At 72.3% G+C, this 25,931-nt stretch carries 25 protein-coding genes; 17 read left to right on the top strand and 8 right to left on the bottom strand.

Going from position 1 to position 25,931, the window contains the following annotated elements; all coding sequences use genetic code 11:
* Positions 1-2 precede the first annotated feature (2 nt).
* Together ABIA36_RS04030 and ABIA36_RS04025 are read left to right on the top strand one after the other, a co-directional pair.
* On the top strand, positions 3-1,367 hold the full coding sequence (locus tag ABIA36_RS04030; protein ID WP_369960979.1) for a cystathionine beta-synthase: 1,365 nt from the start codon (positions 3-5) through the stop codon (positions 1,365-1,367).
* Between the two features lie 41 nt (positions 1,368-1,408).
* Positions 1,409-2,554, top strand: a complete 1,146-nt coding sequence (locus ABIA36_RS04025; RefSeq protein ID WP_369960978.1) for a cystathionine gamma-synthase — start codon at positions 1,409-1,411, stop codon at positions 2,552-2,554.
* Here ABIA36_RS04025 and ABIA36_RS04020 read toward each other — a convergent pair.
* The gene (locus ABIA36_RS04020) at positions 2,551-3,384 is read right to left on the bottom strand and encodes a hypothetical protein (RefSeq protein WP_369960977.1); all 834 of its coding nucleotides are present in this window, start codon (positions 3,382-3,384) and stop codon (positions 2,551-2,553) included. The genes ABIA36_RS04025 and ABIA36_RS04020 overlap by 4 nt on opposite strands.
* 73 nt (positions 3,385-3,457) lie before the next feature.
* On the opposite strand from ABIA36_RS04020, the gene ABIA36_RS04015 reads away from it, so the two are divergent.
* The 3 genes from ABIA36_RS04015 to ABIA36_RS04005 all read left to right on the top strand — a co-directional run bounded on the left by ABIA36_RS04015 (position 3,458) and on the right by ABIA36_RS04005 (position 5,499).
* Positions 3,458-3,973, top strand: coding sequence for an N-acetyltransferase family protein (locus tag ABIA36_RS04015; RefSeq protein WP_369960976.1), 516 nt, complete (start codon positions 3,458-3,460; stop codon positions 3,971-3,973).
* A 69-nt stretch (positions 3,974-4,042) separates the two neighbouring features.
* Entirely contained in the window at positions 4,043-5,155 is a 1,113-nt protein-coding gene (locus ABIA36_RS04010; protein ID WP_369960975.1) for a glutamate--cysteine ligase, read from the top strand.
* Positions 5,156-5,229: 74 nt separating this feature from the next.
* On the top strand, positions 5,230-5,499 hold the full coding sequence (locus tag ABIA36_RS04005) for a hypothetical protein (protein ID WP_369960974.1): 270 nt from the start codon (positions 5,230-5,232) through the stop codon (positions 5,497-5,499).
* A 58-nt stretch (positions 5,500-5,557) separates the two neighbouring features.
* On the opposite strand, the gene ABIA36_RS04000 is transcribed toward ABIA36_RS04005, so the two are convergent.
* Together ABIA36_RS04000 and ABIA36_RS03995 are read right to left on the bottom strand one after the other, a co-directional pair.
* Positions 5,558-5,764 (bottom strand): hypothetical protein, encoded by a 207-nt coding sequence (locus ABIA36_RS04000; RefSeq protein ID WP_179607925.1) that lies wholly within the window; start codon positions 5,762-5,764, stop codon positions 5,558-5,560.
* A 165-nt stretch (positions 5,765-5,929) separates the two neighbouring features.
* Positions 5,930-6,091, bottom strand: coding sequence for a hypothetical protein (locus tag ABIA36_RS03995; RefSeq protein WP_369960973.1), 162 nt, complete (start codon positions 6,089-6,091; stop codon positions 5,930-5,932).
* A 90-nt stretch (positions 6,092-6,181) separates the two neighbouring features.
* Here ABIA36_RS03995 and ABIA36_RS03990 point away from each other — a divergent pair, with 90 nt between their 5' ends.
* Positions 6,182-7,150: an aldo/keto reductase gene (locus ABIA36_RS03990; RefSeq protein WP_369960972.1), complete on the top strand. Its 969-nt coding sequence runs from the start codon at positions 6,182-6,184 to the stop codon at positions 7,148-7,150.
* A 75-nt stretch (positions 7,151-7,225) separates the two neighbouring features.
* Here ABIA36_RS03990 and trxA read toward each other — a convergent pair whose 3' ends face one another.
* On the bottom strand, positions 7,226-7,609 hold the full coding sequence (gene trxA, locus ABIA36_RS03985) for a thioredoxin (RefSeq protein WP_369960971.1): 384 nt from the start codon (positions 7,607-7,609) through the stop codon (positions 7,226-7,228).
* Between the two features lie 177 nt (positions 7,610-7,786).
* Here trxA and ABIA36_RS03980 point away from each other — a divergent pair, with 177 nt between their 5' ends.
* From ABIA36_RS03980 to ABIA36_RS03970, 3 genes are all read left to right on the top strand, one after another.
* A complete protein-coding gene (locus ABIA36_RS03980; RefSeq protein WP_369960970.1) occupies positions 7,787-9,127 on the top strand; it encodes an APC family permease in 1,341 nt (446 codons plus the stop codon).
* 45 nt (positions 9,128-9,172) lie between these two features.
* On the top strand, positions 9,173-10,192 hold the full coding sequence (locus tag ABIA36_RS03975) for a LacI family DNA-binding transcriptional regulator (RefSeq protein ID WP_369960969.1): 1,020 nt from the start codon (positions 9,173-9,175) through the stop codon (positions 10,190-10,192).
* Positions 10,193-10,313: 121 nt separating this feature from the next.
* Positions 10,314-11,699 (top strand): MFS transporter, encoded by a 1,386-nt coding sequence (locus tag ABIA36_RS03970; RefSeq protein WP_369960968.1) that lies wholly within the window; start codon positions 10,314-10,316, stop codon positions 11,697-11,699.
* Positions 11,700-11,823: 124 nt separating this feature from the next.
* Here ABIA36_RS03970 and ABIA36_RS03965 read toward each other — a convergent pair whose 3' ends face one another.
* A complete protein-coding gene (locus ABIA36_RS03965) occupies positions 11,824-13,098 on the bottom strand; it encodes an MFS transporter (protein ID WP_369960967.1) in 1,275 nt (424 codons plus the stop codon).
* A gap of 296 nt (positions 13,099-13,394) precedes the next feature.
* Here ABIA36_RS03965 and ABIA36_RS03960 point away from each other — a divergent pair, with 296 nt between their 5' ends.
* Positions 13,395-14,498, top strand: a complete 1,104-nt coding sequence (locus ABIA36_RS03960) for a glycerate kinase (RefSeq protein ID WP_369960966.1) — start codon at positions 13,395-13,397, stop codon at positions 14,496-14,498.
* A 104-nt stretch (positions 14,499-14,602) separates the two neighbouring features.
* Here ABIA36_RS03960 and xylB read toward each other — a convergent pair whose 3' ends face one another.
* The 3 genes from xylB to ABIA36_RS03945 form a co-directional block, all read right to left on the bottom strand.
* Complete coding sequence (gene xylB, locus ABIA36_RS03955) at positions 14,603-16,036, bottom strand: xylulokinase (RefSeq protein ID WP_369960965.1); 1,434 nt, start codon at positions 16,034-16,036, stop codon at positions 14,603-14,605.
* A gap of 79 nt (positions 16,037-16,115) precedes the next feature.
* The gene (gene xylA / locus ABIA36_RS03950) at positions 16,116-17,309 is read right to left on the bottom strand and encodes a xylose isomerase (protein WP_369960964.1); all 1,194 of its coding nucleotides are present in this window, start codon (positions 17,307-17,309) and stop codon (positions 16,116-16,118) included.
* A 127-nt stretch (positions 17,310-17,436) separates the two neighbouring features.
* Positions 17,437-18,402, bottom strand: a complete 966-nt coding sequence (locus ABIA36_RS03945; RefSeq protein WP_369960963.1) for an acetylxylan esterase — start codon at positions 18,400-18,402, stop codon at positions 17,437-17,439.
* Positions 18,403-18,520: 118 nt separating this feature from the next.
* Here ABIA36_RS03945 and ABIA36_RS03940 point away from each other — a divergent pair, with 118 nt between their 5' ends.
* The 7 genes from ABIA36_RS03940 (at position 18,521) to ABIA36_RS03910 (ending at position 25,889) form a co-directional block, all read left to right on the top strand.
* Positions 18,521-19,543 (top strand): LacI family DNA-binding transcriptional regulator, encoded by a 1,023-nt coding sequence (locus tag ABIA36_RS03940; RefSeq protein ID WP_369960962.1) that lies wholly within the window; start codon positions 18,521-18,523, stop codon positions 19,541-19,543.
* A 118-nt stretch (positions 19,544-19,661) separates the two neighbouring features.
* Positions 19,662-20,849, top strand: a complete 1,188-nt coding sequence (locus ABIA36_RS03935) for a Gfo/Idh/MocA family protein (protein WP_369960961.1) — start codon at positions 19,662-19,664, stop codon at positions 20,847-20,849.
* 56 nt (positions 20,850-20,905) lie between these two features.
* Positions 20,906-22,216, top strand: coding sequence for an extracellular solute-binding protein (locus ABIA36_RS03930; RefSeq protein WP_369960960.1), 1,311 nt, complete (start codon positions 20,906-20,908; stop codon positions 22,214-22,216).
* 2 nt (positions 22,217-22,218) lie between these two features.
* A complete protein-coding gene (locus tag ABIA36_RS03925; RefSeq protein WP_369960959.1) occupies positions 22,219-23,130 on the top strand; it encodes a carbohydrate ABC transporter permease in 912 nt (303 codons plus the stop codon).
* Positions 23,130-24,050 (top strand): carbohydrate ABC transporter permease, encoded by a 921-nt coding sequence (locus ABIA36_RS03920; RefSeq protein WP_369960958.1) that lies wholly within the window; start codon positions 23,130-23,132, stop codon positions 24,048-24,050. The genes ABIA36_RS03925 and ABIA36_RS03920 overlap by 1 nt, the downstream gene beginning before the upstream one ends.
* Before the next feature lie 64 nt (positions 24,051-24,114).
* Entirely contained in the window at positions 24,115-24,807 is a 693-nt protein-coding gene (locus tag ABIA36_RS03915) for a ThuA domain-containing protein (RefSeq protein ID WP_369960957.1), read from the top strand.
* Entirely contained in the window at positions 24,792-25,889 is a 1,098-nt protein-coding gene (locus ABIA36_RS03910) for a Gfo/Idh/MocA family protein (protein WP_369960956.1), read from the top strand. The genes ABIA36_RS03915 and ABIA36_RS03910 overlap by 16 nt, the downstream gene beginning before the upstream one ends.
* The last annotated feature ends 42 nt before the right edge of the window (positions 25,890-25,931 follow it).

Below are 25,931 nucleotides of genomic sequence, written 5' to 3'. Positions count from 1 at the left end.
GCGTGAAGTACGCAGAGACCATCATCGACTTGGTCGGCGACACTCCGCTCGTGAAGCTCAACAGGCTGACCGACGGAATCGCGGCGACGGTGCTCGTCAAACTCGAGTACCTGAACCCCGGAGGTTCGTCGAAGGACCGCATCGCCTCCCGCATCCTGGACGCGGCGGAGGCCGAAGGGCTGCTCAAGCCCGGCGGGACCATCGTGGAGCCGACGAGTGGCAACACCGGCGTGGGCCTGGCCCTCGTCGCCCAGCAGCGCGGCTACCGCTGCGTGTTCGTGCTGCCGGACAAGGTGGGCGAGGACAAGCGCAACGTCCTCACGGCCTACGGCGCGGAGATCGTGGTGACGCCCACCTCGGTGCCCCCGGATCACCCGGACTCCTACTACTCGGTGTCCGACCGGCTGGCGGCGGAGATCCCCGGGGCGTTCAAGCCCAACCAGTACTTCAACCCGAACGGCCCGCGCAGCCACTACGAGACCACCGGCCCCGAGATCTGGCGCGACACCGACGGCCGGATCACCCACCTGGTGGCGGGCGTCGGCACCGGCGGCACGATCACGGGCACGGGCCGCTACCTCAAGGAGGTCTCCGAGGGCCGCGTCCGCATCGTCGGCGCCGACCCGGAGGGCTCGGTCTACTCCGGCGGCACCGGCCGGCCGTACCTCGTGGAGGGCGTCGGCGAGGACTTCTGGCCCGGCGCCTATGACCCGAGCGTGGTGGACGAGGTCATCCCGGTCAGCGACGCCGACTCGTTCCACATGACCAGGCGGCTCGCCCGCGAGGAGGGCATCCTCGTCGGCGGCTCCAGCGGCATGGCCGTGGTGGCCGCCCTGCGCGCCGCGAAGGACCTCACCGCCGACGACATCGTCGTGGTCATCCTCCCGGACGGCGGCCGCGGCTACCTGGCGAAGATCTTCAACGACAAGTGGATGCGCTCCTACGGCTTCAGCGAGGTCCCGGACGAGGCCACCGTGCACGACGTCATCCGCACCAAGCGCGGCGACCTCCCGGACCTCGTGCACGCGCACCCGTCCGACACCGTGCACGACGCCATCGAGATCATGAACACGTACGGTGTCTCGCAGCTCCCCGTGCTGACGGCGGAGCCGCCGGTGGTCATGGGCGAGGTCGCCGGAGCACTGGACGAGCGCTCGCTGGTCGACGACGTGTTCGGCGGGCGCGCCAAGATGAACGACCCCATCGGGGCGCACCTGGGCGAGCCGCTGCCGCTGATCGGCGTCAACGAGTCGGTGACCGCGGCACGGGCGGCGCTCGCCGTCGCGAACGCGCTCCTCGTCACGGAGGACGGCAAGCCGGTCGCCGTGCTGACCCGGCAGGACCTGCTCACGTACCTGAGCGAATAATCGCTCGACCTTTCAGCCACCGCATCGAAGTAAGGATCCCGATGACCCACGGTTTCGCCACGCGCGCCATCCACGTCGGCCAGGAGTTCGACCCGACCACCGGCGCCATCATCCCGCCGATCTACCAGACCTCGACGTTCGTGCAGGACGGCGTCGGCGGCCTCCGGGGCGGCTACGAGTACGGCCGCGCGGGCAACCCGACGCGCACCTCGCTCGAGTCGCTGCTCGCCTCCCTGGAGGGCGGCGTGAGCGCGCTGTCGTTCGCGTCGGGTCTCGCGGCGGAGGACGCCCTGCTGCGCGCGGTGCTGCGCCCGGGCGACCACGTGGTGCTCGGCAACGACGTCTACGGCGGCACGCACCGGCTGATCAACCGCATCCACGGCGCCTGGGACGTGCGCAACACGACGGTGGACCTCGGCGACCTGGACGCGGTCCGCGCCGCGCTCGGGACCGACGGCACCCGCGTGCTGTGGATCGAGACCCCGAGCAACCCCCTGATGAAGATCAGCGACCTTGCCGCGCTCGTGGAGCTCGGTCACGCCGCCGGTGCGCTCGTCGTCGTCGACAACACCTTCGCGTCGCCGGCCCTCCAGCAGCCGCTGTCGTTCGGCGCGGACGTGGTGGTGCACTCCACCACCAAGTACCTCGGCGGCCACTCCGACGTGATCGGCGGCGCGCTGGTCTTCGCCGACGCCGAGCTCGCCGAGAAGGCGCAGTTCATCCAGTTCGCGGCCGGCGCGGTGTCGGCGCCGATGGACGCGTGGCTCACCGTCCGCGGCATCAAGACGCTCGACGTGCGCATGAAGCGGCACAGCGAGAATGCGCAGGCCATCGCGGAGGCGCTGGTCGGCCGTCCCGGGATCGACGCGGTGTACTACCCCGGCCTCCCGGACCACCCCGGGCACGACCTCGCCGCCCGGCAGATGAGCGGCTTCGGCGGCATGCTCTCCGTCGCGCTCAGCGGGGGAGCGGCCGCCGCCCGGAGGTTCGCGGAGTCGACCGAGGTGTTCCAGCTCGCGGAGTCGCTCGGCGGGGTGGAGTCGCTCATCGGTTACCCGTCGGAGATGACCCACGCGTCGGTGCGCGGCACCGAGCTGGAGGTCCCGGACAACGTGATCCGGCTGTCCGTGGGCATCGAGGACGTCGCCGACCTGCTGGCCGACGTCGAGCAGGCGCTGGCGCGCTAGGCCGGAGCCAGGCCGACCGCCTCCCTCACCGGCGCGAGACGCTCGGCGAACGGCTTCAGGCGCGCCTTCCCGAGGTTCTCGCGAGCGATCCAACGCGCGTCCGGATCGGCCGAGGCGGCGAGGCGTTCCAGCAGCGGCAGACCCGCGGCAGGGTCGGCGGCGGCGACCACGCTGATCGCATAGCCGAGGGCCTTTCGGAGGATGCGCGCCTCCTCCGTGCGCTCCGCTGCTGGACGGGCGAGCAGCGCGTCGACGGCCTCCCGGACGACCGCCACGGCGTCGGCCGCGTGCTGTGCGTCACGGAGCAGGGGCGGCTCGGCGACGGCGGCCACCGCGGCGCGCATCGGCAGCGGCTCGGCCGAGTGCAGCCAGACTCGGACGTGGCTCATGCCGGAAGGCCAGTCCACGGCGAGAACCCGCTGCATCCCCGTCGACGCGAGCTCACGGACGCGCCAGCGGTCGTCGCGGGCGGCCGTCGTGAGGAGGCCGAGGGCGTCGCCGGGAAGCGCGTCGCCGCCCGCCGCCGCACGGGCCGCCACAGCACCGGCCGCGAGTGCCGCGCACGACGGCAGGAACTCCTCCGTGCCGGCGGGGAGCCGCCCGGCCACGCGGGGCGGGGTCGCCAGCCAATCGGTCAGCACCGCCATCCCGGATGCGCGCGCGTCGTGCGGAGTCGCGGCGACGGTCTCAGCGAACCGTGCCGCCAGCTCCAGGTTGGCCCGTGGGCCGGGGAGCCGGCTGTCCTGCGCGAGCGCGGCCTCGATCGGCGCGCGTTCGCCTGACAGCGCGCGGCTCCAGGCCGCGGCGAGATCGGGGAAGGACGCTGCCATGCCGTGAGTCTGTGCCATGCCGTGGATGTGTGCCATCCCCTGAGGGCGGCGACGCGTGCAGCAGGATGGGAGCATGACCTCCATCCGCCCGGCGCGGCCCGACGACGCCGACGCCGTGCTCCGCCTGTTCGACGACGCGATCGCGTGGTTCGTCACGATCGGCAACACCGGGCAGTGGGGGACCACACCCTTCTCCGAGCGCCCGGAGCAGGTGGCCCGCGTGCGCGGCTGGGTCGCCGAGCCCGGCTCCTGGGTCGCCGAGCACCCGGAGGCGGGCGTCGTCGGCTTCCTCGCGCTCGGGGAGGCGACCGAGTACGTGCCGGCCGCGACCGAGCCCGAACTGTACGTGCGCGTCCTGATCGGCTCACGGGACCCGCGGGCGAAGGGGACGGGCCGGCGCCTGCTGGAGTTCGCCCACGAGGAGGCGCTCGCCGCGGGCGTCGGGAAGCTCCGCGTCGACTGCTACGCCGGCGGGACGGACGACCTGGTGCGGTTCTACGAGTCGTGCGGGTACACGCGCACCGAGACGTTCCTGGTGGGCGAGTGGCCGGGGCAGGTGCTGGAGCGTCCCGTCGCCCGGCGCGCCTGAGCCGCACTGGGCGGATTCACGGACTTCGGGGTATTGCTCCCTGAGGACCCCTCACACATAGTGGTTACCGTGAGGACTTTCGGGGTGGAGGAAGAACTCCTCTTGGTCGATGAACGCGGGCTCGCGACTCCGGTCGCCCCGTACGCGCTGGCGGACGCCCCCGCCGGCACCGAGCTGCGGCTCGGCGCCGAGATCCAGCAGGAGATGATCGAGACTCAGACGCTCCCGCGGCTCACCACGGACGAGCTGTACGCCGACATCGTCGAAGGCCGTTCGCTCGCCGACACGCTCGCCCGCCGGCACGGCGCCCGGGCCGTGGCGCTCGCGATGTCGCCCCTGCCGCTGCGCCCGCACCCCACACCGGGCCCGCGCTACGACGAGATGATGGTCAGGTACGGGCTCACCGCGAAGGGGACGCTGGTCTGCGGCTGCCACGTGCACGTCGCCATCCACTCCCGCGAGGAGGGCGTCGCCGTCCTCGACCGCATCCGCACCTGGCTGCCGGCCCTGCTCGCCCTGACGGCCAACTCGCCGTTCTTCGGCGGGGTGGACACCGGGCACGCCAGTTACCGGTTCGTCGCCTGGCACCAGTGGCAGAGCGCCGGGCCGACCGACGTGTTCGGGTCGGTGGAGGCCTACGACCGTTTCGAGAGGCTGCTGGTGGAGACCGGCGTCATCCTCGACAAGGCGATGCTCTACCTGGACGCGCGGGTCTCCCACAAGCAGCCGACCGTGGAGGTGCGCGTCGCCGACGTCTGCCTCGACGCGCGCGACACGGTGGTGCTGGCCGCTCTGGTGCGCGCCCTCGTCGACACCGCCGTCGGCGAGTGGCGCTCGGGCGTCCCGCCGCTGCCGACACCCTCCGCAGCCCTGCGGCTGGCCGAGTGGCAGGCGGCGCTGACCGGGGTCGGCGGCACGCTCCCTCATCCGGTGACGGGACGGGAGGGCACGGCGGTCGCCGCGCTCGACGCCCTGCTCCGGCACACGTCGCGGGCGCTGGAGGTCTACGGCGACCTGGAGCTGGTGCGCAGCGGGGTGGACCGGATCCTGCGCAGCGGAGGCGGAGCCGGCCGGCAGCGGAGCGCCCTCGCCCGGCACGGACGGATGCGCGACGTCGTCGCCGAGGCGGTCGCGGCGACCCACGACGCGGGCGACGAGGGCGACGGCCGTTTCGTCGCGTAGCAATCCCTTCCGCGGAAGGCCCGACGCGCTTACGCTTCGGACTAGAGATGGAGGGCCGGGACGTGGAGGCGGACATGACGGGGAAGGAACTGGCCCACCAGCACGCCGTTTACACCTACGGCACGCTCCCGCTCACCCTGATGTACAGCCCGACGGCGACCGCCGCCTGGGAGGTCTACTTCGGCGGCGACTACCTCGGGCTCGTCGAGGAGTCGCACATCCCTGGCGACCCGTGGCCCGCCTTCGTCGCCCGTCCTCCGGGCGAGGAGGAGACCGGCGACGGCATCCCGGCGCGCGACTGGCGCGTGGCGGTGGAGCTGCTGGCGGCGCGCGCGGGGCTGTGAGCCGCGCCCGGACCGCGCCCGACCGAGCACCGACGCGCTGCCGCCCTGCCGTCCGCGGTCAGAAGGCGAACTGCGCCCACTCGGCGCGGTCGAGGCTCACCCGCTCGCCGTGCCGCTCGACCACCCAGTGCGAGGGCGTCCCCGCCAGGTAGGTGCAGAGCACGGTCTCGCTGCTCCAGCCGTCCGCTGACCGGATCCATCTCACGAGATGGATGTCCTGGCCCGGTTTCGGCGCGTTCCCGATCGGCGTCTCGTAGGTCGTCACGCTGCACCCCTCCCCAGTTGTGCAGCCGGTCCCGTACCGTGCGGAGGCGCGCCTGACATCGCATCCGCCTGTTCGGGACTGGCTCCTTGGACTAGACCCTAGTGGGGTACAAGGCCGGGGGACAAGAGCATTCAGGTGAACGGGAGCGCACAGCTTCCGGACGGGTCAGACGCCGGGGTCGTCCTCGTCGTCCGCGGCCGCGTCGTCCTCTGGCTCGAAGACGCCGTCGGCGTCGTACGGGCCGCCGCCTTCGCCCTCCGCGAGGGCGTCGGTGTCGATGGGTTCGCCGGAGGGCGTCTCCGGCCAGTTCTCTCTCGCATCGGTCATGCCGCGATGGTAGGCCGTTCGCGGTGCTCGCAGTACCTCCCCTCTCGCTCCGACCAGCGCGTAACGTCGAGGCGGAGAGGAGAACGAACGATGGAATACACCCGACTGGGGTCGACGGGCCTCACGGTCAGCCGCATAGCGCTGGGCTGCATGAGCTTCGGCGACACGTCGCGCGGTTTCAACGACTGGGCGCTGGACGACGAGGGCGCTGCCCCGATCTTCCGGCAGGCCGTGGAGGCCGGCATCACCTTCTGGGACACGGCGAACATCTACGGCATCGGCAGCTCGGAGGAGATCGTCGGCCGCGCCGTCCGCGAGTACACGAAGCGCGAGGACGTGGTGCTGGCGACGAAGGTGAACTTCAGGATGCACGACGGCCCCGGCGGCGCGGGCCTGTCCCGCCGGGCGATCCTCGAGCAGATCGACGCGTCGCTGAAACGCCTGGACACGGACTTCGTGGACCTGTATCAGATCCACCGCTTCGACCCGCAGACGCCGGTCGAGGAGACGATGGAGGCACTGCACGACGTGGTCAAGGTCGGCAAGGCGCGCTACATCGGCGCCTCGTCGATGTGGGCGTGGCAGTTCGCGAAGCTCCAGCACGCGGCGGACCTCGGCGGCTGGACCCGGTTCGTGACCATGCAGGACCAGTACAGCCTGATGATGCGCGAGGAGGAGCGCGAGATGTTCCCGCTGCTGGCGGACCAAGGGGTCGGCAGCCTCCCGTGGAGCCCGCTCGCGAAAGGCCGGCTGACCAGGCCGTGGGGCGAGCAGACGCTGCGCGCGGAGACCGACCCGCTGCAGGCGCGCTACACCGAGGAGCACGACCGGCCCATCGCCGAGGCCGTGCAGCGCGTGGCCGAGGCGCGCGGCGTCCCGATGGCGCAGGTCGCGCTGGCCTGGGTGCTGCGCAACCCCGTCGTGGACGCGCCGATCGTCGGAGCGACGAAGCCGCACCACCTCCCGGACGCGGTCGCGGCCGTGCACCTGGAACTGACCGACGACGAGGTGCGCGCGCTCGAGGAGCCGTACAGGGTGACGATGCCGACGGGGTTCTGAGCGGAGTCATCCACCTGGCAGAACACGCCGTCTCGCTCATGCGCGAGACGGCGTGTTCTGTCAGTTCGTCGGGGCTTACGCCTCCGGGGCGGGCTCGGCGGCCTTGGCCTCGGCGATCGACGCGCGCACCGCGTCCATGTCGAGGGACTTCACCTGGCCGATGAGGTCTTCGAAGGTCGGCGCGGGCAGTGCGCCGGGCTGGGAGAACACCAGGATGCCGTCGCGGAACGCCATCAGCGTCGGGATGGAGGTGATGCCGGCCGAGGCCGCGAGGGCCTGCTCGGCCTCGGTGTCGACCTTGCCGAACACGACGTCGGTGTGCTCCTGCGACGCCTTCTCGAAGACCGGGCCGAACATGCGGCACGGGCCGCACCATTCCGCCCAGAAGTCGACGAAGACGATGTCGTTCTCGGTGATCTGGGACTCGATGTTCTGAGCGGTGAGCTCGACGGTTGCCATGATGTCTCCTGCGGGTCGAGGGAAGTGCTGGGGGCGGGTCTCCGGGAGACACCGCCTTCAGTTGAACGGTACGCCCGCCTCCCGCATTCCGCTCGCCCGGCGGGGATTGGCGGCGGATTCGCGATCGCTGGCCGCCGATGGGCGGCAGACGTCGGCGGTCCGCGCCAGGATGGTCCCGTGACCGATAGCCTGCCCGCCGCCACACGTGTGCCCGCCGCGGGTGCCGGCACGGCGGAGCCCGCCGAGCACCGCGGCCAACTCGGCGTCGCCGGTGGCACGGCGCTCTACGTCGCGGCCGTCCTCGGCACCGGCATCCTCGTCCTCCCCGCGCTCGCCGCGGCGGCGGCCGGCCCGGGTGCGATCCTCGCGGTGGGTGCCCTCGCGCTCATCTCGGTGCCGCTGGCCGCGACGTTCGCCGCGCTGGCCCGCCGCCACCCCGACGCGGGCGGCGTCGCGACGTTCGCCCGCCGCGCCTTCGGCCCGACCTCCGCCCGGATCGTGAGCTACTGGTTCTTCTTCGGCACCCCGATCGGCGCCCCCATCGCCGCGCTGATGACCGCACGCTACGTCGTGGCGGTGACCGGCGGCGACGGCGCGCGGACGATCGTCATCGCGATCGCGCTGATGGTCGTGCCCGTCGCGGTGACCGCGTTCGGCGTCCGGTTCGCCGCGTCCGTCCAGCTCGTGCTCTCCGGGGCGCTCATCGCGGTGCTCGTCTTCGTCCTCGCCGCCGCCGCACCGCACGCGAGCGCCGCGAACCTGCAGCCGATGCTCCCGCACGGCTGGTCGGGCGTCGGACTCGCGATGAGCCTCTACATCTGGGCGTTCGCCGGCTGGGAGGCCGTGGCCGGGATCGGCGGCGAGTTCCGCAACCCGCGCCGCGACATCCCGCGCGCGACCGCCCTGGCGCTGGTGATCGTGTCGGTCGCCTACCTGGCGATCCAGACCGTCACGGTCGCCGTGCTGGGCGGTCGGGCCGCCACGTCGGCGGTGCCGCTGCTCGACCTGGTCTCGGTCGCGACCGGTTCCGGCGGCGGGATCGTGGTCGCGGTCATCGCCGCCATCGTGGTCACGGGCGTCTTCAACGCCTACCTCGCCGCCTTCAGCAAGCTGGGCGCCGCGATGGGCCGCGACGGCGACCTGCCGGCCTGGTTCGGCCGCGGCGCCGAGAACGGCGCCGTCGCCCGGCGCGGGCTGCTGCTGTCGGCGGTCGTCATGGCGCTGTACTCGGTGGTGGTGCTGGCCAGCGGCGACCTCCAGCCGTTCATCCTCGTGCACACCAGCATCGCGGCCGCGGTCTACGGCCTGGGCGTCGCCAGCGCGATCGTCCTGCTGCCGACGCGCTCGCTCGGCTGGTGGATGGCGGTGCTGTCGGTCGTGTTCGCGGCGGGGCTGCTGGTGCTGGCGGGCTGGCACCTGGTGTTCCCGGTCGGGATCGCGGTCGTCGCGGTGCTGGTGGGAGCGGTCGGCCGGTGGAGGTCGCGCCGGAAGACGGCCGCTCCGGCCTCCGCGAACTGAGGCCGCCCTGCGCGCCGGACGCACCCCGTCCCGGATAATAGGCGCGTGACCCACGACCCAGCAGCGCGCGCCGCGAGCATCCGCGACGTCGCGCAGCTCGCCGGCGTCTCGCACCAGACCGTCTCCCGGGTCATCAACGGCCACCCCAGCCTCCGGGAGTCCACGCGGCAGCGGGTCCTCGACGCGATGGAGCAGCTCCAGTACCGGCCGAACCGCGCCGCGCGAGCCCTCGTCACCGCGCGCTCCCGCACCCTCGGCGTGCTCTCCACGACCGCCGCGGCGCTCTACGGGCCGGTGTCGAGCATCAACGCGGTGCAGGGCGCCGCGCGGGAGGCCGGCTACTACCTCGCGGTCGCCCAGATCCCCGAGCTGACCGACGCGGGGATCGCGGCTGCGCTCGACCACCTGCTCGCCCAGGCGGTCGAAGGCATCATCGTGATCGCCCCGCAAGAACTGGTGCTGGCGCACATCTCGAGCGCTCGCCTCGCCGTCCCCTACGTGACGCTGCAGGGCGGACCCGAGTACGTGGCGCGCGAGCTCACCGTCGACCAGGCGGCCGGCGCCCGCGCCGCGACCGCCCACCTGATCGGCCTCGGCCACCGCGGGATCGTCCACGTGACCGGGCCGCTGGCGTGGTTCGAGGCCCAGGCGCGCGCGGCGGGCTACGCGGGCGAACTGGAGGCCGCCGGCCTCCCGGTGCCCGCCCTGCTGGAGGGCGACTGGTCGGCCGAGTCCGGCTACCGCGCCGCGCAGTCGTTCGTCCGCGACGCGGGGACGACCGCCGTCTTCGCGTCCAACGACCAGATGGCGCTCGGGGTGTACCACGCCGCGCGGGAGGCCGGCCGCCGCATCCCGGAGGACCTGAGCGTCGTCGGCTTCGACGACATCCCGGAGGCGGCCCACTTCTGGCCGCCGCTGACGACCGTCCTGCAAGACTTCACCGAGCTCGGCCGCCGCAGCGTCGACCGCCTCGTCGCGGAGATCGAGGGCGGCGAGGAGCCGGTGCCCGCCAGCCTCCTGCCCGAGCTCGTCGTCCGCGACTCCACCGCCCCCGCCCCCGCCTGACAGCCAGCCCCCACAACCGCCGAGTACGCCGAAAATCCGCTCTCAACCGTCGAGTGCGCGGAGAATCTGCGTACTCGGCGGTCGCTCGGCCGCGGAGGTCCGCAGGTCGTAGGCTCGGAGGATGAGCACGGACGGGGGACCGACGGTCGCGGCCGGGCGCCTCGCCAAGCCGGAGGGGGTGCTGGCGCCGCGCTACCGCTGGGTGAGCATCGGGATGTGCCTGCTCGTCACGCTGGCGGCCTTCGAGGCGCTGGCGGTGACGACGATCATGCCCACCGTCAGCCGGCAGCTCGACGGAGCAGGGCTGTACGCCTTCGCGTTCGCGGGGCCGCTCGCCGTCGGCGTCGTCGGCATGGTCGTCGCCGGGACCTGGTGCGACCGGGGCAACCCCCGCACCGTCCTGTTCGCATCCGTCGGGCTGTTCGCCACCGGCCTCATCCTGGCCGGCCTCGCCCCGACGATGGAACTGTTCGTCACCGGCCGGCTCGTCCACGGGCTCGGCGGCGGCGCGCTCACCGTCGCGCTGTACGTGATCGTCGCGCGCGTGTACCCGCCGCGGCTGCACGCCCGCATCTTCGCCGGCTTCGCCGCCGCCTGGGTGATCCCGTCGCTGATCGGACCGGTGATCGCGGGCGCCGTCGCCGAGACGGTCGGCTGGCGCTGGGTGTTCCTCGGCGTCGTGGCGCTGGTGGTCTTGGCGATGCTGATGGTCGTGCCGGCGATGCGCGGCCTGCACGGGCCCGACCATCGAACGACAGGAGGCCGGCGCGAGCTGGCGCGCGCCGGGCTGGCCACGCTCGTGGCGGTCGCCGTCCTCGCGCTCACGCTCGCCGCCGAGGCGCGTGGACCCGTCCAGTGGCTGGTCCCGGTCTTCGCCGCCGTCGGCGCGATCGCCGCGCTCCGGCCGCTGATCCCGGCGGGCACGCTGCTCGCGCGCCGCGGCCTGCCGAGCGTTGTCCTGCTGCGAGCGATCGTCGCAGGGACGTTCTTCTCGGCGGAGGTCTACGTCCCGCTGCTGATGGTCACCCAGTACGGCGCGTCGCCGGCCGTCGCGGGCCTCGCGCTGACCGCGGCCGGGCTGAGCTGGGCCGCGGCCTCCTGGGCGCAGGGCCGCTTCCCTGCGATCGGCCACCGCCTGGCCGCCCGACTCGGCGCGCTCGGCCTGACCATCGCGATCGCGTCGCTGCTCGTGACGGCGCTGACCGGCGCCTCCCCGGTGCTCGTGGTGGTCGGCTGGGCGTTCGCCGGCGGCGGGATGGGAATCCTCTACCCACGCCTCGGCGTCCTCACCCTGGAGTACTCGACGCCCGCCGACCAGGGCTTCAACAGCTCGGCCCTCTCGATCGCGGACTCCACCGGCTCGGCCATCGCCCTGGCGACGACGGCGATCGCGTTCTCGGCGCTCGGCGGGGCGGCGTCGCCGGTCGCGTTCGCGGGGGTGTTCGCCGTGAACGGCGTGCTCTGCCTCGCTGCCTGGGTGTGCGGCGGCCGGATCGTGCGGGGCTGACGCCCGTCCTCCCACCGCGACCGCGCTACAGGGGTCGCAACGCGCCGCTACGGCCTGCGCATAGCGGCGTGTTGCGACCCCGCTGCGGGACGCCGTGGAGGGGACGGTGCTCTGGGGACGGTCGTCAGGGGGTGCTGGGCGCGGGGGCGCCGGCCTCCCCGGGCACCCCCGCGGAGTCCGCGGGGTCGTGCTGCCGCCGGCTCGCCAGCAGGAACGGGATCCCGATGAGCTCGATGGCCCCGCCGATGACCAGCGACGTCCCGTACCCCCACAGGTCGGCCGCGCGTCCGAGCGCAGGCTGGAAGACCACGCCGCCGAGGCTCCCGAACAGCGAGTCGAACGACAGCACGGTGGCGCGCTGCTTCGAGGGGATCATGTCGTTCAGGTAGGCCTGTCGCACCGGGCCGGCCACCGCGAAGACGACGCCCCAGATCACCAGCAGCACCACCGCGAACCAGAACAACGTCGTCAGTCCCATGACCACCAGCACGACCACGCTGCCCAGCGAGGCGCCGACGATCGTCGTCGTCCGCTTGGCGAACAGGCGCCGGAGCCGCGGCGCCAGGATGCCGCCCGCCACCTGCGCGAGCGACAGGACGGCCGCGGCGAGCCCGGCGACCGAGTACGCCTTCGGGTCCCCGTACAGTTCGAGCAGGTAGGGCTGGAGGGCGTAGAAGGCGTAGATCCCGACGCCGGACGCGAACGGCGCCGAGAGGATGACGTAGCGCACCGAGCGCTTCCGCATCCCGTGCTCGATCGACTGGGTGAGGACGTTCCTGGTCGCCCGCCAGGGGCCCATCGACCTGTCGGGAGTGAAGCCGACGTCGCGCATCGCGATGAAGGCGAACACGAACATGAACACGAGGATCCCGGCGCGCAACAGGAACGGCACCCCCAGGTTCGTCACCTGAGCGATCACCCCGCCCAGCACCGACCCGGCGAACATCGCCGCCCCGGTGACGACGAGCGCGCGACCGAAGACGGACTCCAGGCTCCCCGAGTACCCGGTCACCGCGAGCGCGTCGACCAGCCACGCGTCGGTCGCGCCGGAGAAGAAGGTGAAGCCGAGCCCGAGCAGCATGGAGGCCACCGCCCACCAGAAGAACGGCGCATGCCACAGCCAGAGCAGCCAGTACAGCACGGTCGACAGCGACAGGGTGACCGTGCCGAGCAGATACGAGGCGCGGCGCCCGATGGTGTCGGCAACGACGCCGGTGGGGATCTCGAAGAGGACCATCCCGGCGGTGAAAAACGCGTTCGCGGCGAACGCCTCGAAGTTGGTCAGCCCGGCGTCGAGCAGGAAGAGCGTGTTGATGCCCCAGATGAACGACGCGGCCAGGGTGTTGCCGAGAAGGAGGGTGAAGTAGACGACCTGGACCCGGCGGGGTGACGGGTTCATGGTCGGGGGCCGAGTGGTGCGTTCATGGGGGACATGATCGTCCGGTCGGGGGCGTGGTGCCAGTGCGGAGTGGGGTGCGGTGCAGGGGTGGGGCGGTTGGGTCAGGTCGGGTAGGTGCGGGGCCGGGCCGGGGTGGGTGTGCGGTCGGGCCCGGTCGGGCCGGGTTGGGTGTGGTGTCGGGTCGGCCCGGGCTGGGTGTGGGGCCGGATCGCGCCGGGTCGAGTGTGCTGCCGGGCCGGGCCGGGCCGGCTCGTCCGCGAGCGGCGGCCCGCTGCGATCTGTGCCAGCCTGTGGGGATGAGCACCGTCGTCTTCGCCCCCGACTCCTTCAAGGGCTCCGCGACGGCGGCGGAGGTCGCGGCGGCGCTCGCCGCGGGCTGGTCGTCGGTGCGTCCGGACGACCGCGTCGTCCTCGCGCCGATGGCGGACGGGGGCGAGGGCACGCTCGACGCATTCGAGGTCGCCGTGCCTGGATCCACCCGCCGGCCCGTCCGCGTGACCGGACCGGACGGCGTCCCGCGCGACGCGAGCTGGCTGCTGCTGCCCGACGGGACCGCCGTCGTCGAGCTGGCCGAGACCAGCGGGATCGGGCTGATGCGGGCGCTCGCTCCTTTCGACGCGCAGACGACCGGGTTCGGCGAGGCGATCGCGGCCGCGCTCGACGCGGGCGCGACGGGGCTGCTGCTCGCGATCGGCGGCAGCGCCTCCACGGACGGGGGAGCGGGGATGCTGACCGCGCTCGGGGCGCGGCTGCTCGACGCGGATGGGCGCGCCGTCGTCCCGGGGAACCGCGGGCTGGCCGGCATCGACCGCGCCGAGCTTGCGCTTCGGGCGCTCCCCGCACGCGGCGCGCGCGTTCTGAGCGACGTGACGAGCCCGCTGCTCGGACCGGCCGGCGCTGCCGCGGTCTTCGGGCCGCAGAAGGGCGCCGCCCCGGCGGATGTGCCCGTGCTGGAGGCCGGACTCGCCCGGTTCGCGGACGCGCTGCGCGAGGCCGGCGTGGAGGTCGACCCCGCGACGCCGGGCGCCGGCGCGGCGGGCGGGACCGGGTTCGGACTGCTCGCCTGGGGCGCGACCATCGCGCCCGGCTCGGCCGCGGTCGGGGAGTCGCTGGGTCTGCCCGTGGTGGTCGCCTCCGCCAATGCCGTGGTGACGGGTGAGGGCCGCTACGACGACCAGTCGGCGGCGGGAAAGGTCCCGGAGTACGTTGCCGGCCTGGCGCGGGCGGCCGGGATCCCCGCGCTGCTGGCCGCCGGGTCGATCGCTGCGGAGCCGCGTGGCTTCGCCGGCGCGGCATCGCTGTCGGAGCTCGCGGGCGGCTCTGCGGCCGCCATCGCGGACCCGCTCCATTGGGCGTCGGCCGCCGGCGCTGCGCTCGCCCGCGGCTTCGGCCCGGCCTGAGCGCTGTCGGCAACGGAGGCGACCGGGGCGCTTTGCGCGCCGATCTCCTCCGGTGACTGACTTTTCGTGCCGGAGGGGGACGGATGTCCTCCGTGGGCGACGACCTACAGGTACTGCGTCCGCTGCTCCCGGATCACCCCGCGCGTGTCCACCGCCAGCGGCGGCGCCGCCTCCACGGTCCACGCCGGCCGCTCACCCGTCAGCGCCCACGCCGCCTGCACGGCTCCGCCGTCGGCGACGTACTCGCCCGGCGCCGGCACGACGACCGGCGCGTCGAAGACCTGCGCGGCGATGGCCGCTACCGCCCGGTTCTGCGCTGCCCCGCCGATCAGCAGGATGCGCTTCTCGCGCACGCCGACCGCGCGCACGGCGTCGAGTCCGTCGGCGAGTCCGCACAGCATCCCCTCGATGGCCGCGCGCGCGAACGTCGCCGGGCGGGTGGTCGCGATGGTGAGCCCGTGGAGGCTGGCCTTCGCGTCGGGGAGGTTCGGCGTGCGCTCGCCCTCGAAGTACGGGACGAGCACGACGCCCTCCGCGCCGGGCTCCACCGACAGGGCGAGCTCGGCGAGGGCGTCGAAGTCCACCGAGAGCAGGTCGGCGATGGAGCTCAGGACGCGGGCCGCGTTCAGCGTCGCGATGAGTGGGAGGTTGAGGCCGCCTGCGTCGGCGAAGCCGGCGACGGTGCCTGTCGCGTCCGCGACGGGCGCGTCGGTCACGGCGAAGACGGTTCCGCTGGTGCCGATGGACACGACCACGTCGCCGTCCGCGGCGCCGAGGCCGAGCGCCGCGCCCGCGTTGTCGCCGGCGCCGGGTCCGACGAGCACGCCGTCCGGGGTGCGGCCGGCGGCGTCCGCCGGGCCGAGCACGCGGGGGAGGACCACCGCGTCGGCCGACGAGCCCGGAGTCCCGGCCTCCCGGCCCGCACGCCCCAGCGCCCGCTCGAACAGCTCGAAGTCGTACGCCCCGGTCCCAGCGCTCCAGTACGCCGTCCCGCTCGCGTCCGACCGGTCGGTGGTCAGGGCCTCCAGGTCGGGCCCGAGCGGGCTCTCGTCCGCCGGGCCGTAGCCGAGCAGCCGCCAGGTCAGCCAGTCGTGGGGGAGCGCGACGGCCGCGACGCGGGCGGCGTTCGCGGGCTCGGCATCCCGCAGCCAGCGCAGCTTGGTCGCGGTGAAGGAGGCCACCGGCACCACTCCGACGCGCTGGGCGTACGCCTCCGCGCCGACCTCATCGATCAGGTCGCGCGCCGCCTGGGCGCTGCGGGTGTCGTTCCAGAGCAGGGCGTCACGGATGATGCGGCCGTCGGCGTCCAGCACCACCATGCCATGCTGCTGGCCGGCGATGGAGATCGCGGCCACATCGGAGAGGCCGCCCGCGGCCTCCAGCGCCGACTGAAGCGCGCTCCACCAGGCGGCCGGGTCGACCTCCGTGCCGTCCGGGTGCGCGGCCCGGCCGGAGCGCACCAGCGCACCGGTCTCCAGGTCGCGCACGACCACCTTGCAGCTCTGCGTCGACGAGTCGACTCCGGCGACCAGCGTCACGTGCGGTCCTCACTTCTCAGATCGTTGCGAAGGGGCGCGCGGACGACCAGTCGTCCGCGCGCCCCGGGAACAGCACAGGTCAGCCGCGGGCCCCGATGAGGTGCTCCAGGGCGAGCTGCTGCAGGCGGACGAAGCCGAAGCCCTTGCCGCCGAAGTAGGCGCTCGGGTCGAAGTCCTCGTAGGCGCTGCGGTCGGCCAGCAGGTCGTCGTAGCTCTCGCCCGCGCCGAGCGTCGGCTGGGACAGCTCGGTGACGCGCGACGCCCGCAGCGCCTCCTGCACCTCGGGGTCGGCGCGGAACGCGGCCGCGCGCTCCTTCAGCAGCAGGTAGGTGCGCATGTTGGCGGCGGCCGAGTCCCACACGCCGGTGATGTCCTCGGTGCGCGACGGCTTGTAGTCGAAGTGGCGGGGGCCGTCGTAGGCCTGGCCGCCGTTCGGGCCGCCGTTCTCGAGCAGGTCGACGAGGGCGAAGGCGTTCTGGAGGTCGCCGTGGCCGAACACGAGGTCCTGGTCGTACTTGATGCCGCGCTGGCCGTTGAGGTCGATGTGGTAGAGCTTGCCGTGGTAGAGCGCCTGGGCGATGCCGGCGGCGAAGTTCAGGCCCGCCATCTGCTCGTGGCCGACCTCGGGGTTGAGGCCGACGAGCTCCGGGCGCTCCAGCGAGTTGATGAACGCGAGGGCGTGGCCCACGGTCGGCAGCAGGATGTCGCCGCGCGGCTCGTTCGGCTTCGGCTCGATCGCGAAGCGGATGTCGTAGCCCTTGTCGGTGACGTAGTCGCCGAGCAGGTTGACGGCCTCCCGGTAGCGCTCGAGCGCCGCCTGGATGTTCTTGGCCGAGTCGTACTCTGCGCCCTCGCGGCCGCCCCACATGACGAACGTCTTGGCGCCGAGCTCGGCGGCCAGGTCGAGGTTGCGGAGCACCTTGCGCAGCGCGAAGCGGCGGACGGCGCGGTCGTTGGAGGTGAAGCCGCCGTCCTTGAAGACCGGGGCGCTGAACAGGTTAGTGGTGACCATCGGCACGATGACGCCGGTGTCGGCGAGCACCTGCTTGAGGCGGTCGATCTGCTTCTGGCGCTCGGCGTCGGTCGAGCCGAACGCGAACAGGTCGTCGTCGTGGAAGGTGAGGCCGTAGGCGCCGAGCTCGCTGAGCTTGGTCACCGCCTCCACCACGTCGAGCTGGGGGCGGGTCGGGCCGCCGAACGGGTCGGTGCCGTTGTAGCCGATGGTCCACAGACCGAACGAGAACTTGTCGGCGCGGGTGGGGGTGAGGCTCATGGAAGGTTCCTTCAGCGTCGTCGGTGATTTGTTGTTTTGATAAACTTATACCAGCCGAAACGCCCGAGCGCCACTCCGGAAGGGCACTCCCAGACTCCGATCTGCTCCGACTCAGATCGGCGCAGCCTCAGATCCGCTCCGCCAGCCACGCCGCCTGCTTGTGCCAGTGCGCCGCCTGCCCGCCCTCGTGGTCGTTGAACGGGTACACCTCGATCGCGCGGTCCGCCGCGGCCAGGTGGTTGTACGCCGCGAACGTCGTGGACGGCGGGACCACCGAGTCCATCAGCGCCACCGAGAACAGCGACGGCGCGTGGATGCGGCGGGCGAAGTTCACCCCGTCGAGGTAGGAGAGCGTGCGGAAGGCCGTGTCCACCTCGTCGCGGTGCACCGACAGGTAGGTGGCCAGCTCCTGGAACGGTCCGCCGCCGGCGACCTCCGTGCCGCGGCGGTACGCGCACAGGAACGCGACGTCCGGCAGCACCGCCTGGACGTCCGCCAGTGCGCCGGCGGCCAGCGCGATCCCGCCGCCCTGGCTGCCGCCGGTCACGGCGATCCGCGACGGGTCGACGAACGGCAGCGCGCGGGCCGCGTCCACCGCGCGCACCGCGTCGGTGAACACCCGGCGGTAGTAGTGCTCGCGCGGGTCGTGGATGCCGCGGGTCATGAAGCCGGGAGTCGCAGGTCCCGAGCCGTGCGGGTCGGCCGTGTCGCCTCCGGTGCCCCAGCCGCTGCCCTGGCCGCGGGTGTCCATGAAGACGTGCACGTAGCCGGCGAGCGCCCAGTCGACGTTCTCGCCGGCGAGGCCGCGGCCGCCGCCGTAGCCCTGGTACTGCACGACCGCGGGCAGCGGCCCGTCGGCGTGCAGCGGGCGGGACACCCAGGCGCGCACCGGCTCTCCCCCGAAGCCGGGGAAGGTCAGGTCCTCCACGATGAGCTGCGTGACCGGTGTGGTCGCGGGTGCGAGCACGACGTCGCCGCCGGCGGCGCGGGACTCCGCGAGGGTCGCCTCCCAGAAGGCGTCGAAGTCGGCGGGCTCCTCGACCTCCGGGCGGAAGTCGGTCAGTTCGGCGAGGGTGAGGTCGGTGAGCGGCATTGGTCTCCTCGTGCTGGCGGGTATTGCGGGCGGGTACGGCGGGCGGGTAGGGAGGGCGGGTTCGGAAGTTTCGCGGAACGGCGCGAAAGCCTGGCCGACATTGTGGCACAGTGTCTGCATGTCCGAACCGACCGCGGGGCCGAGCCGTCCGACGCTGGAGGCGATTGCGCAGCAGGCCGCGGTGTCGCTCTCCACGGTGTCGAAGGTCCTCAACGGGCGCCCCGGCGTTTCGGCGCCGACCCGGGCACGGGTCGAGGAGCTGCTGCGCGACTCCGGCTACGCGCGCCGCGGTCCGGAACCGGAGCGCGGCGGCCTGGTCGAGCTCGTGGTGACCGACCTGGTGAGCGAGTGGTCGGTGGAGATCATCCGCGGCGTCGAGCGGATCACGCGCGAAGCCGGCTTCGTGCTCGCGCTCTCCACGCTGGACGACGGCCACGAGCCGGGACGCGACTGGATCACCGGCGTGCTCAGCCGGAAGCCGGTCGCGGTCATCCTGCAGTTCTCGAACCTGACCGCCGAGCACCGGCAGAAGCTCCGCACCCGCAACATCCCGTTCGTGGTCGTGGACCCGGCAGGGGATCCGCCGCCGGACGTCCCGGCGATCGGGGCGACCAACTGGGCGGGCGGCGTCGCGGCGACCCGGCACCTGCTCGAGCTCGGCCACACCCGGATCGCAGTCGTCTCCGGGCCGCCCGACCTGATGTGCTCGCGCGCCCGCGTCGCCGGCTACCAGTCGGCGCTGGCGGAGGCCGGCCTCCCGTTCGACAAGCGGCTGGTCGGCGTCGGCGACTTCCGCCGTGCCGACGGGGAGCGCGAGGCACGCCGGCTGCTCGAGCGGGCCGACCGCCCCACCGCGATCGTCTGCGGCAACGACCTGCAGGCGCTGGGGGCTATGGACGCGGTGTTCGCGCTCGGGCTGGACGTGCCGCGGGATGTGTCGATCGTCGGCTTCGACGACGTCGCGCCCGCCTCCTGGGCGCGGCCGGCCCTCACGACCGTCCGCCAGCCGCTGCTGGAGATGGCGGAGGTCGCGACGCTGACCGCGCTGCGCCTGCGCGCCGGGTCCGTCGAGAACACCCGCCTGGAGCTGGCGACCTCCCTCGTCGTGCGCGACTCCACGGCAGCGCCCGCCGCGCGCTGACGCACCGAATCCACGAAAGTTTTCCAAGCTCGACGAGAAACTTGCGCGCTCGAAAACCGTCCCGTTAGCGTCCTGCCCAGGCAGCAACATCACGGCGACACGCGAAGGAGCGGGACGGATGACTTCAGCGGCACGCGAGCTGCGGGTGGCGATGGTCGGCTACGGATTCATGGGCGCGGCACACTCCCAGGGCTGGCGGGTCGCTCCGCGGTTCTTCGACCTGGCCGCCGAGCCGGTCATGGCCACCATCGTCGGCCGCGACGCCGACCGCGTGGAGGCCGCCCGCGCGAAGTTCGGCTGGCAGCGCGCCGAGACCGACTGGCGCCGCGTCGTCGAAGACCCGGACATCGACATCGTCGACATCTGCTCGCCCGGCGCCTCGCACGCCGAGATCGCCATCGCCGCCCTGGACGCGGGCAAGCACGTACTCTGCGAGAAGCCGCTCGCCAACACCGTCGCGGAGGCGGAGGCGATGGTCGCCGCCGCCGAGCGCGCGGCCGCCCGCGGCATCCGCTCGATGGTGGGCTTCAGCTACCGCCGCGTCCCGGCGATCGGCTACGCGCGCCGCCTGGTGCAGGAGGGCCGCCTCGGCGCGATCCGCCAGGTGTGCGCGCTCTACCTGCAGGACTGGTTGAGCGACGAGAACGGCCCGATGACGTGGCGGCTCGACAAGGAGGCCGCCGGCTCCGGCTCGCTCGGCGACATCGGCGCGCACGCCATCGACCTGGTCGAGCACTTGACCGGCTCCCGGCTGGAGTCCGTCTCCGGCACGCTCGCCACCTTCGTGGAGGAGCGGCCGCTGCTCGGCGAGACGGTCGGGCTGTCCGGCACGGCCTCCACCGAGCGCGGCCGGGTGACCGTGGACGACGCCGCCTGGTTCACCGCGCGCCTCTCCGGGGGAGCGGCGGCGGGCGCCATCGGCGCGTTCGAGGCGACCCGCTACGCGACCGGCCGCAAGAACGCCCTGCGGATCGAGCTGAGCGGGTCCCGCGGCGCGATCGCGTTCGACCTGGAGGCGATGAACGAGCTCCAGTTCTACGACGCCACCGCGCCGGCCGGGGAGCAGGGCTTCACCCGGATCATCGTGACCGAGCCCGAGCACCCGTACATGGCCAATTGGTGGCCGACCGGGCACGCGATCGGCTACGAGCACGCCTTCAGCCACCAGATCACCGACTTCGTCGACGCCGTCACGAGCGGCCACGACCCCGAGCCGTCCTTCGCGGACGGTCTGCACATCCAGCGCGTGCTGGCCGCTGTCGAACACAGCGCCGCCGCCGGCAGTGCGTGGACGGCCTCCGCCTAGCGCGCCCCCACGCCTTTCATCACCAGTCCCACCACCTACCGAGGAGAAAGACCGCAATGACGCACCCTTCGCCCTCCCGCCGTCGCGCCCGGCTCGCCGCCGTCGCGCTCGGCGTCGCCGCCCTGCTGCTCGGGGCCACCGCCTGCTCGTCCGGCTCCGGAAGCTCCGGCGACAAGGCCACCCTCTGGGGCCTCTCCAGCACCGACCAGGACACCGTGATCGGCCCGTCGCTGAAGGAGTGGAACGCCGCCAACGCCAAGGACCAGGTGGCGCCCACCTATTTCCAGAACGACGCCTACAAGACCAAGATCCGCACCGCGATCGGGGCCGGCTCCGCGCCGACCATCCTCTACAGCTGGGCCGGCGGCACGCTCGACCAGTACGTCAAAGCGGGCAAGGTCGCCGACCTGACCGCCGACACCGCCGACGCCAAGTCCAAGTACCTCGACTCGGTCTGGAACCAGGGTGTGGTCGACGGCAAGGTGTACGCGGTGCCGATGAACGCGACGACGCCGATCATGTTCTATTACAACAAGGACGTCCTGAAGAAGGCGGGCGTCGCCGTCCCGAAGACCTGGGACGAGATCCTCGCCGCCGTGCCCAAGCTGAAGGCCGCGGGCGTCGCGCCGTTCTCCCTCGCCGGCGCCTCCAAGTGGCCGTCGCTGATGTGGGAGGAGTACCTGGTCGACCGCGTCGCCGGACCCGGCGCGTTCGCGAAGGTCATGTCCGGTGAGAAGGACGCCTGGAGCGACCCGGGGATCATCAAGGCCAACGAGATGATCCAGCAGCTCGTGGACGCCGGCGCGTTCGTCGACGGCTTCTCATCCGTCACCGCCGACTCCAATGCCGACGTCGCCCTCCTCTACACCGGCAAGGCCGCGATGATGCTGCAGGGCGCCTGGGTGATGACCACCTTCCGGCAGCAGGCACCGGACTTCGTGAAGTCGGGCCTCGGCTTCGGCACGTTCCCGTCGGTCCCCGGCGGCAAGGGCGACCCCTCCGACATCGTGGGCAACCCCTCCGGCTACTTCTCCGTCTCGGCCAACGCCTCGGCGGCGCAGAAGGCCTCGGCGGTCAAGTACCTGACGCAGGGCGTCTTCGACACGGCCTACACCGACCGGATGGTGAAGAACGGCCAGGTGCCGCCGATCAAGGACATCGACGCGAAGATCCAGGCGAGCGGAGGCGACTTCGGCTCGACCGTCTACGGGATGACGAAGAACGCGAAGAGCTTCCAGCAGTCCTGGGACCAGGCCCTCCCGCCGGCGCAGGCGACCGCGCTGCTGACGAACCTCGACCAGTTGTTCAACAAGCAGATCACGCCCAAGCAGTTCAGCGACAACATGAACAAGACGATCGGGCAGTAGCGATGACCACCGCCATCCGCGATGCGGGTGCCACGGTCCGCCCGGCCCGCAACGGGCCGGGCGGGTGGATGGTTCTGCCCGCGCTGCTGTTCTTCGTCGTGTTCGCGATCGTGCCGCTCGCCGTCGCGCTCTGGCTGAGCTTCACCCGCTGGGACGCCATCAGCGATCCGGTCTGGGTCGGGCTGACCAACTGGACGAGCGTCCTGGCCGACCCGGTGACGATCGACGCGCTGCTGCTGAGCCTGAAGGTGATCGTCATCTCCTGGATCGTGCAGACCCCGATCAGCCTGCTGCTCGGCGCCTGGACCGCAGGACGTCAGCGCAATCGCGCCGTGCTCGCGGCGATCTTCTTCCTGCCGCTGATCCTCTCGTCGGCGGCCATCGCGATCGCGTTCAAGGCCATCCTCGATCCGAACTTCGGCCTGGCCGCCTCGACCGGGATCCCGTTCCTCAAGCAGGACTGGCTGGGCAACCAGCAGCTCATCCTCTACGTGGTGATCTTCATCATCGCGTGGCAGTTCGTGCCGTTCCACACGCTGCTCTACCAGGGCGGCGTGCGGCAGATCCCGGCGTCGCTGTACGAGGCGGCGGAGATCGACGGCGCCGGCCGGGTGAAGCAGTTCTTCCACATCACGGTGCCGCAGCTCCGCTACACGATCGTCACCTCGTCCACGCTGATGGTGGTGGGCTCGCTGACCTACTTCGATGTGGTGTTCGTGCTGACGGGCGGCGTGCCGAGCTCCGGCGTGCGCATCCTGCCGATCCTGATGTACGTCACCGGCTTCTCGGGCAACCAGTTCGGTCAGGCCAGCGTGATGGCGATGATCCTGGTCGTGATCGGCCTGGTGATCGCGATGCTGATGACGAAGCTCAGCGGCTTCACGAAGATGACGAGCCAGCAGGAGGGCGTGTGATGACGCAGCTCATCGACGAGGTGGAGCGGGATGTCGCAGTCGCGCTCCACGAGCGGCCTCCGGCATCGCGCCGGCGCGGCTCCGGCCGCCCTTCCCGTCGTCCGGGGAGCCGACCCAACTGGCTCGGCGGCCTCGGAGCCTGGATCTGGCTGGCCGTGATCGTGGTCCCGATCTACTACATCGTGATCACGAGCGTGCGCCCGCAGGCCGGGTTCTTCGCCAGCAACCAGCTCCTCCCGCCGGCCGATCCCACGCTCGAGGGCTACGCGCTGGTGCTGCAGAGCGACTTCTTCCGCTACCTCGCGAACTCGGTGATCGTCACCGTGGCGAGTGTGGTGGTGACCGTTTTCGTCTGCGTCATGGCGGCGTACGCGATCGTGCGGACCAACTCCCGGTTCACGCGCGCGACGTTCTCGTTCTTCCTGCTCGGGCTCGCCATCCCGCTGCAGGCGACGATCATCCCGCTGTTCTACATGCTCTCGAAGGCCGGCCTGTACGACTCGCTCGGGGCGCTGATCCTGCCCTCGATCGGCTTCGCGGTGCCGGTGACGGTGCTCATCCTCGCGAACTTCATCCGGGACATCCCGAAGGAGCTGTTCGAGTCGATGCGCGTCGACGGCTCCGGGCACTGGCGGGTGCTGTTCTCGCTCGTGCTGCCGCTGTCGCGGCCGGCGGTGGTGACCGTCGCGCTCTACAACGCCCTGAACGTGTGGAACGGCTTCCTCTTCCCGCTCGTGCTCACGCAGAGCCCGGAGACCCGCGTCCTCCCTTTGTCGCTGTGGACGTTCATGGGATCGTTCACCGTGAACGTGCCGGCCATCCTCGCGGCGGTCGTGCTCTCCACGCTGCCGATCTTCCTGCTCTACCTGTTCGGCCGCCGCCAGCTCGTCAGCGGGATGACGGCCGGATTCTCGAAGTGACCCGCACCACCCGCACCACCCACATCACCCGATCCACCGAGTCCCGTACCACCCGGAAGGAACCATGACCAGACAAGCCCTCGTCGTCCGCGGCGGCTGGGACGGGCACATGCCCGTCGAGACCACGAACCTCTTCATCCCGTTCCTGGAGGAGAACGGCTTCGCCGTGCGGGTGGAGGAGAGCCCGGCCGTCTACACGGACGAGGCGTTCATGGACACCGTCGACCTCGTCCTGCAGATCAACACCATGAGCACCATCGAGCAGGAGGAGTTCGCCGGGCTGCAGCGCGCGGTCCTCAACGGGAGCGGGATGGCGGGCTGGCACGGCGGCATCGCGGACTCCTACCGGAACAACGCCGACTACCTGCACATGATCGGCGGCCAGTTCGCCCACCACGCGGGCAAGGACCCGGCCGAGCGCATCGGTGAGCAGTCGGACAACTACATCCCGTACACCGTGAAGATCACCGACTACGGCAAGGCGCACCCGATCACGGAGGGGATCGCGGACTTCGACCTGGAGACCGAGCAGTACTGGGTGCTGAGCGACGAGTACAACGACGTCCTGGCCACGACCACGCAGGGTGTGCGGCCGTGGGACGCGTGGAACCGTCCGGTCACCGCGCCCGCGATCTGGACGCGGCAGTGGGGCAAGGGGCGGATCTTCGTCTCTGCGCCCGGCCACCGGCTGGAGATCGTCGAGTCCCAGCCCGTGCGCACGATCATCGAGAGGGGGCTGCTGTGGGCGGCACGCTGAACGTCGGAGTGGTCGGCGTCGGCGTCATCTCGGCGCAGTACTTCGCCGAGTTCCCGGAACTGCCGAACCTGCGCCTGCGCGCGGTCGCCGACCTCGACCTCGACCGGGCCCGGGCTGTCGCCGCCGAGCAGGGCGTGGAGGCGATGACCGTGGACGAGCTGCTGGCGCATCCCGAGGTGGATGTGGTGCTCAACCTGACCATCCCGCTCGCCCACGCGGACGTCGCGCTGCGCGCGCTCGCCGCGGGCAAGCACGTCTACGGCGAGAAGCCCCTGGCGCTGACGACCGCGGAGGCGGCGCCGGTGCTGGAGCGCGCGGCGGCAGTCGGGTTGCGGGTGGGCTGCGCGCCGGACACGGTGCTCGGCACTGGCATCCAGACCGCGCGCGCGGTGCTCGACGAGGGCCGGATCGGCGTGCCGCTCGGCGCCGCAGTGGCGTGGACGGCGCCCGGGCACGAGCTGTGGCATCCGGCGCCCGCGTTCTACTACCAGCCGGGCGGCGGTCCGCTGCTCGACATGGGGCCGTACTATCTAACCTCGCTCGTGACCTTCTTCGGGCCGGTCGTGCGGGTGTCCGGGGCGACCCGGCGCTCGGAACGCGCGCGCACGGTCGCGACGGGGCCGAACGCGGGAGCCGCGCTGCCGGTGGACGTGGAGACGCACGTGACCGCCATCCTGGAGCACGCGTCCGGAGTGGTGTCCACGGTGACGGTCTCGTTCGAGGTCTGGGCGTCGCGGGTGCCGCTGTTCGAGGTGTACGGGACGGCGGGGACGCTCGCGGTGCCCGACCCGAACCGGTTCTCGGAGCCGGTGCTGGTGGCGACCGCGGACGACCGGGAGTTCCGGGAGGTGGCGGTCGCGGGCGGGTACGCCGACGCGGGCCGCGGGTACGGGCTGGCCGACCTGGCGCGTGCGGTCGAGACGGACCGGCCGCACCGGGCCTCCGGCGAGCTCGCTTTCCATGTGCTGGAGACCATGGAGGCGGTGCTGGCGGCCGGAGCGCGGCACGAGGTCGTGACGCTGACCTCCACCGTCGAGCGGCCCGAGGCGGTGCCGGTGGGAGCGCGGCCAGAGACGTGGTGAGACGCCGGGCGTCCGCCGCACCCCGCGACCTGTAATACAGTG

The organism is Leifsonia sp. EB34, assembly GCF_041260585.1.
Taxonomy (GTDB): Bacteria; Actinomycetota; Actinomycetes; order Actinomycetales; family Microbacteriaceae; genus Leifsonia.
This window is presented reverse-complemented; position numbering and strand designations above follow the sequence as displayed.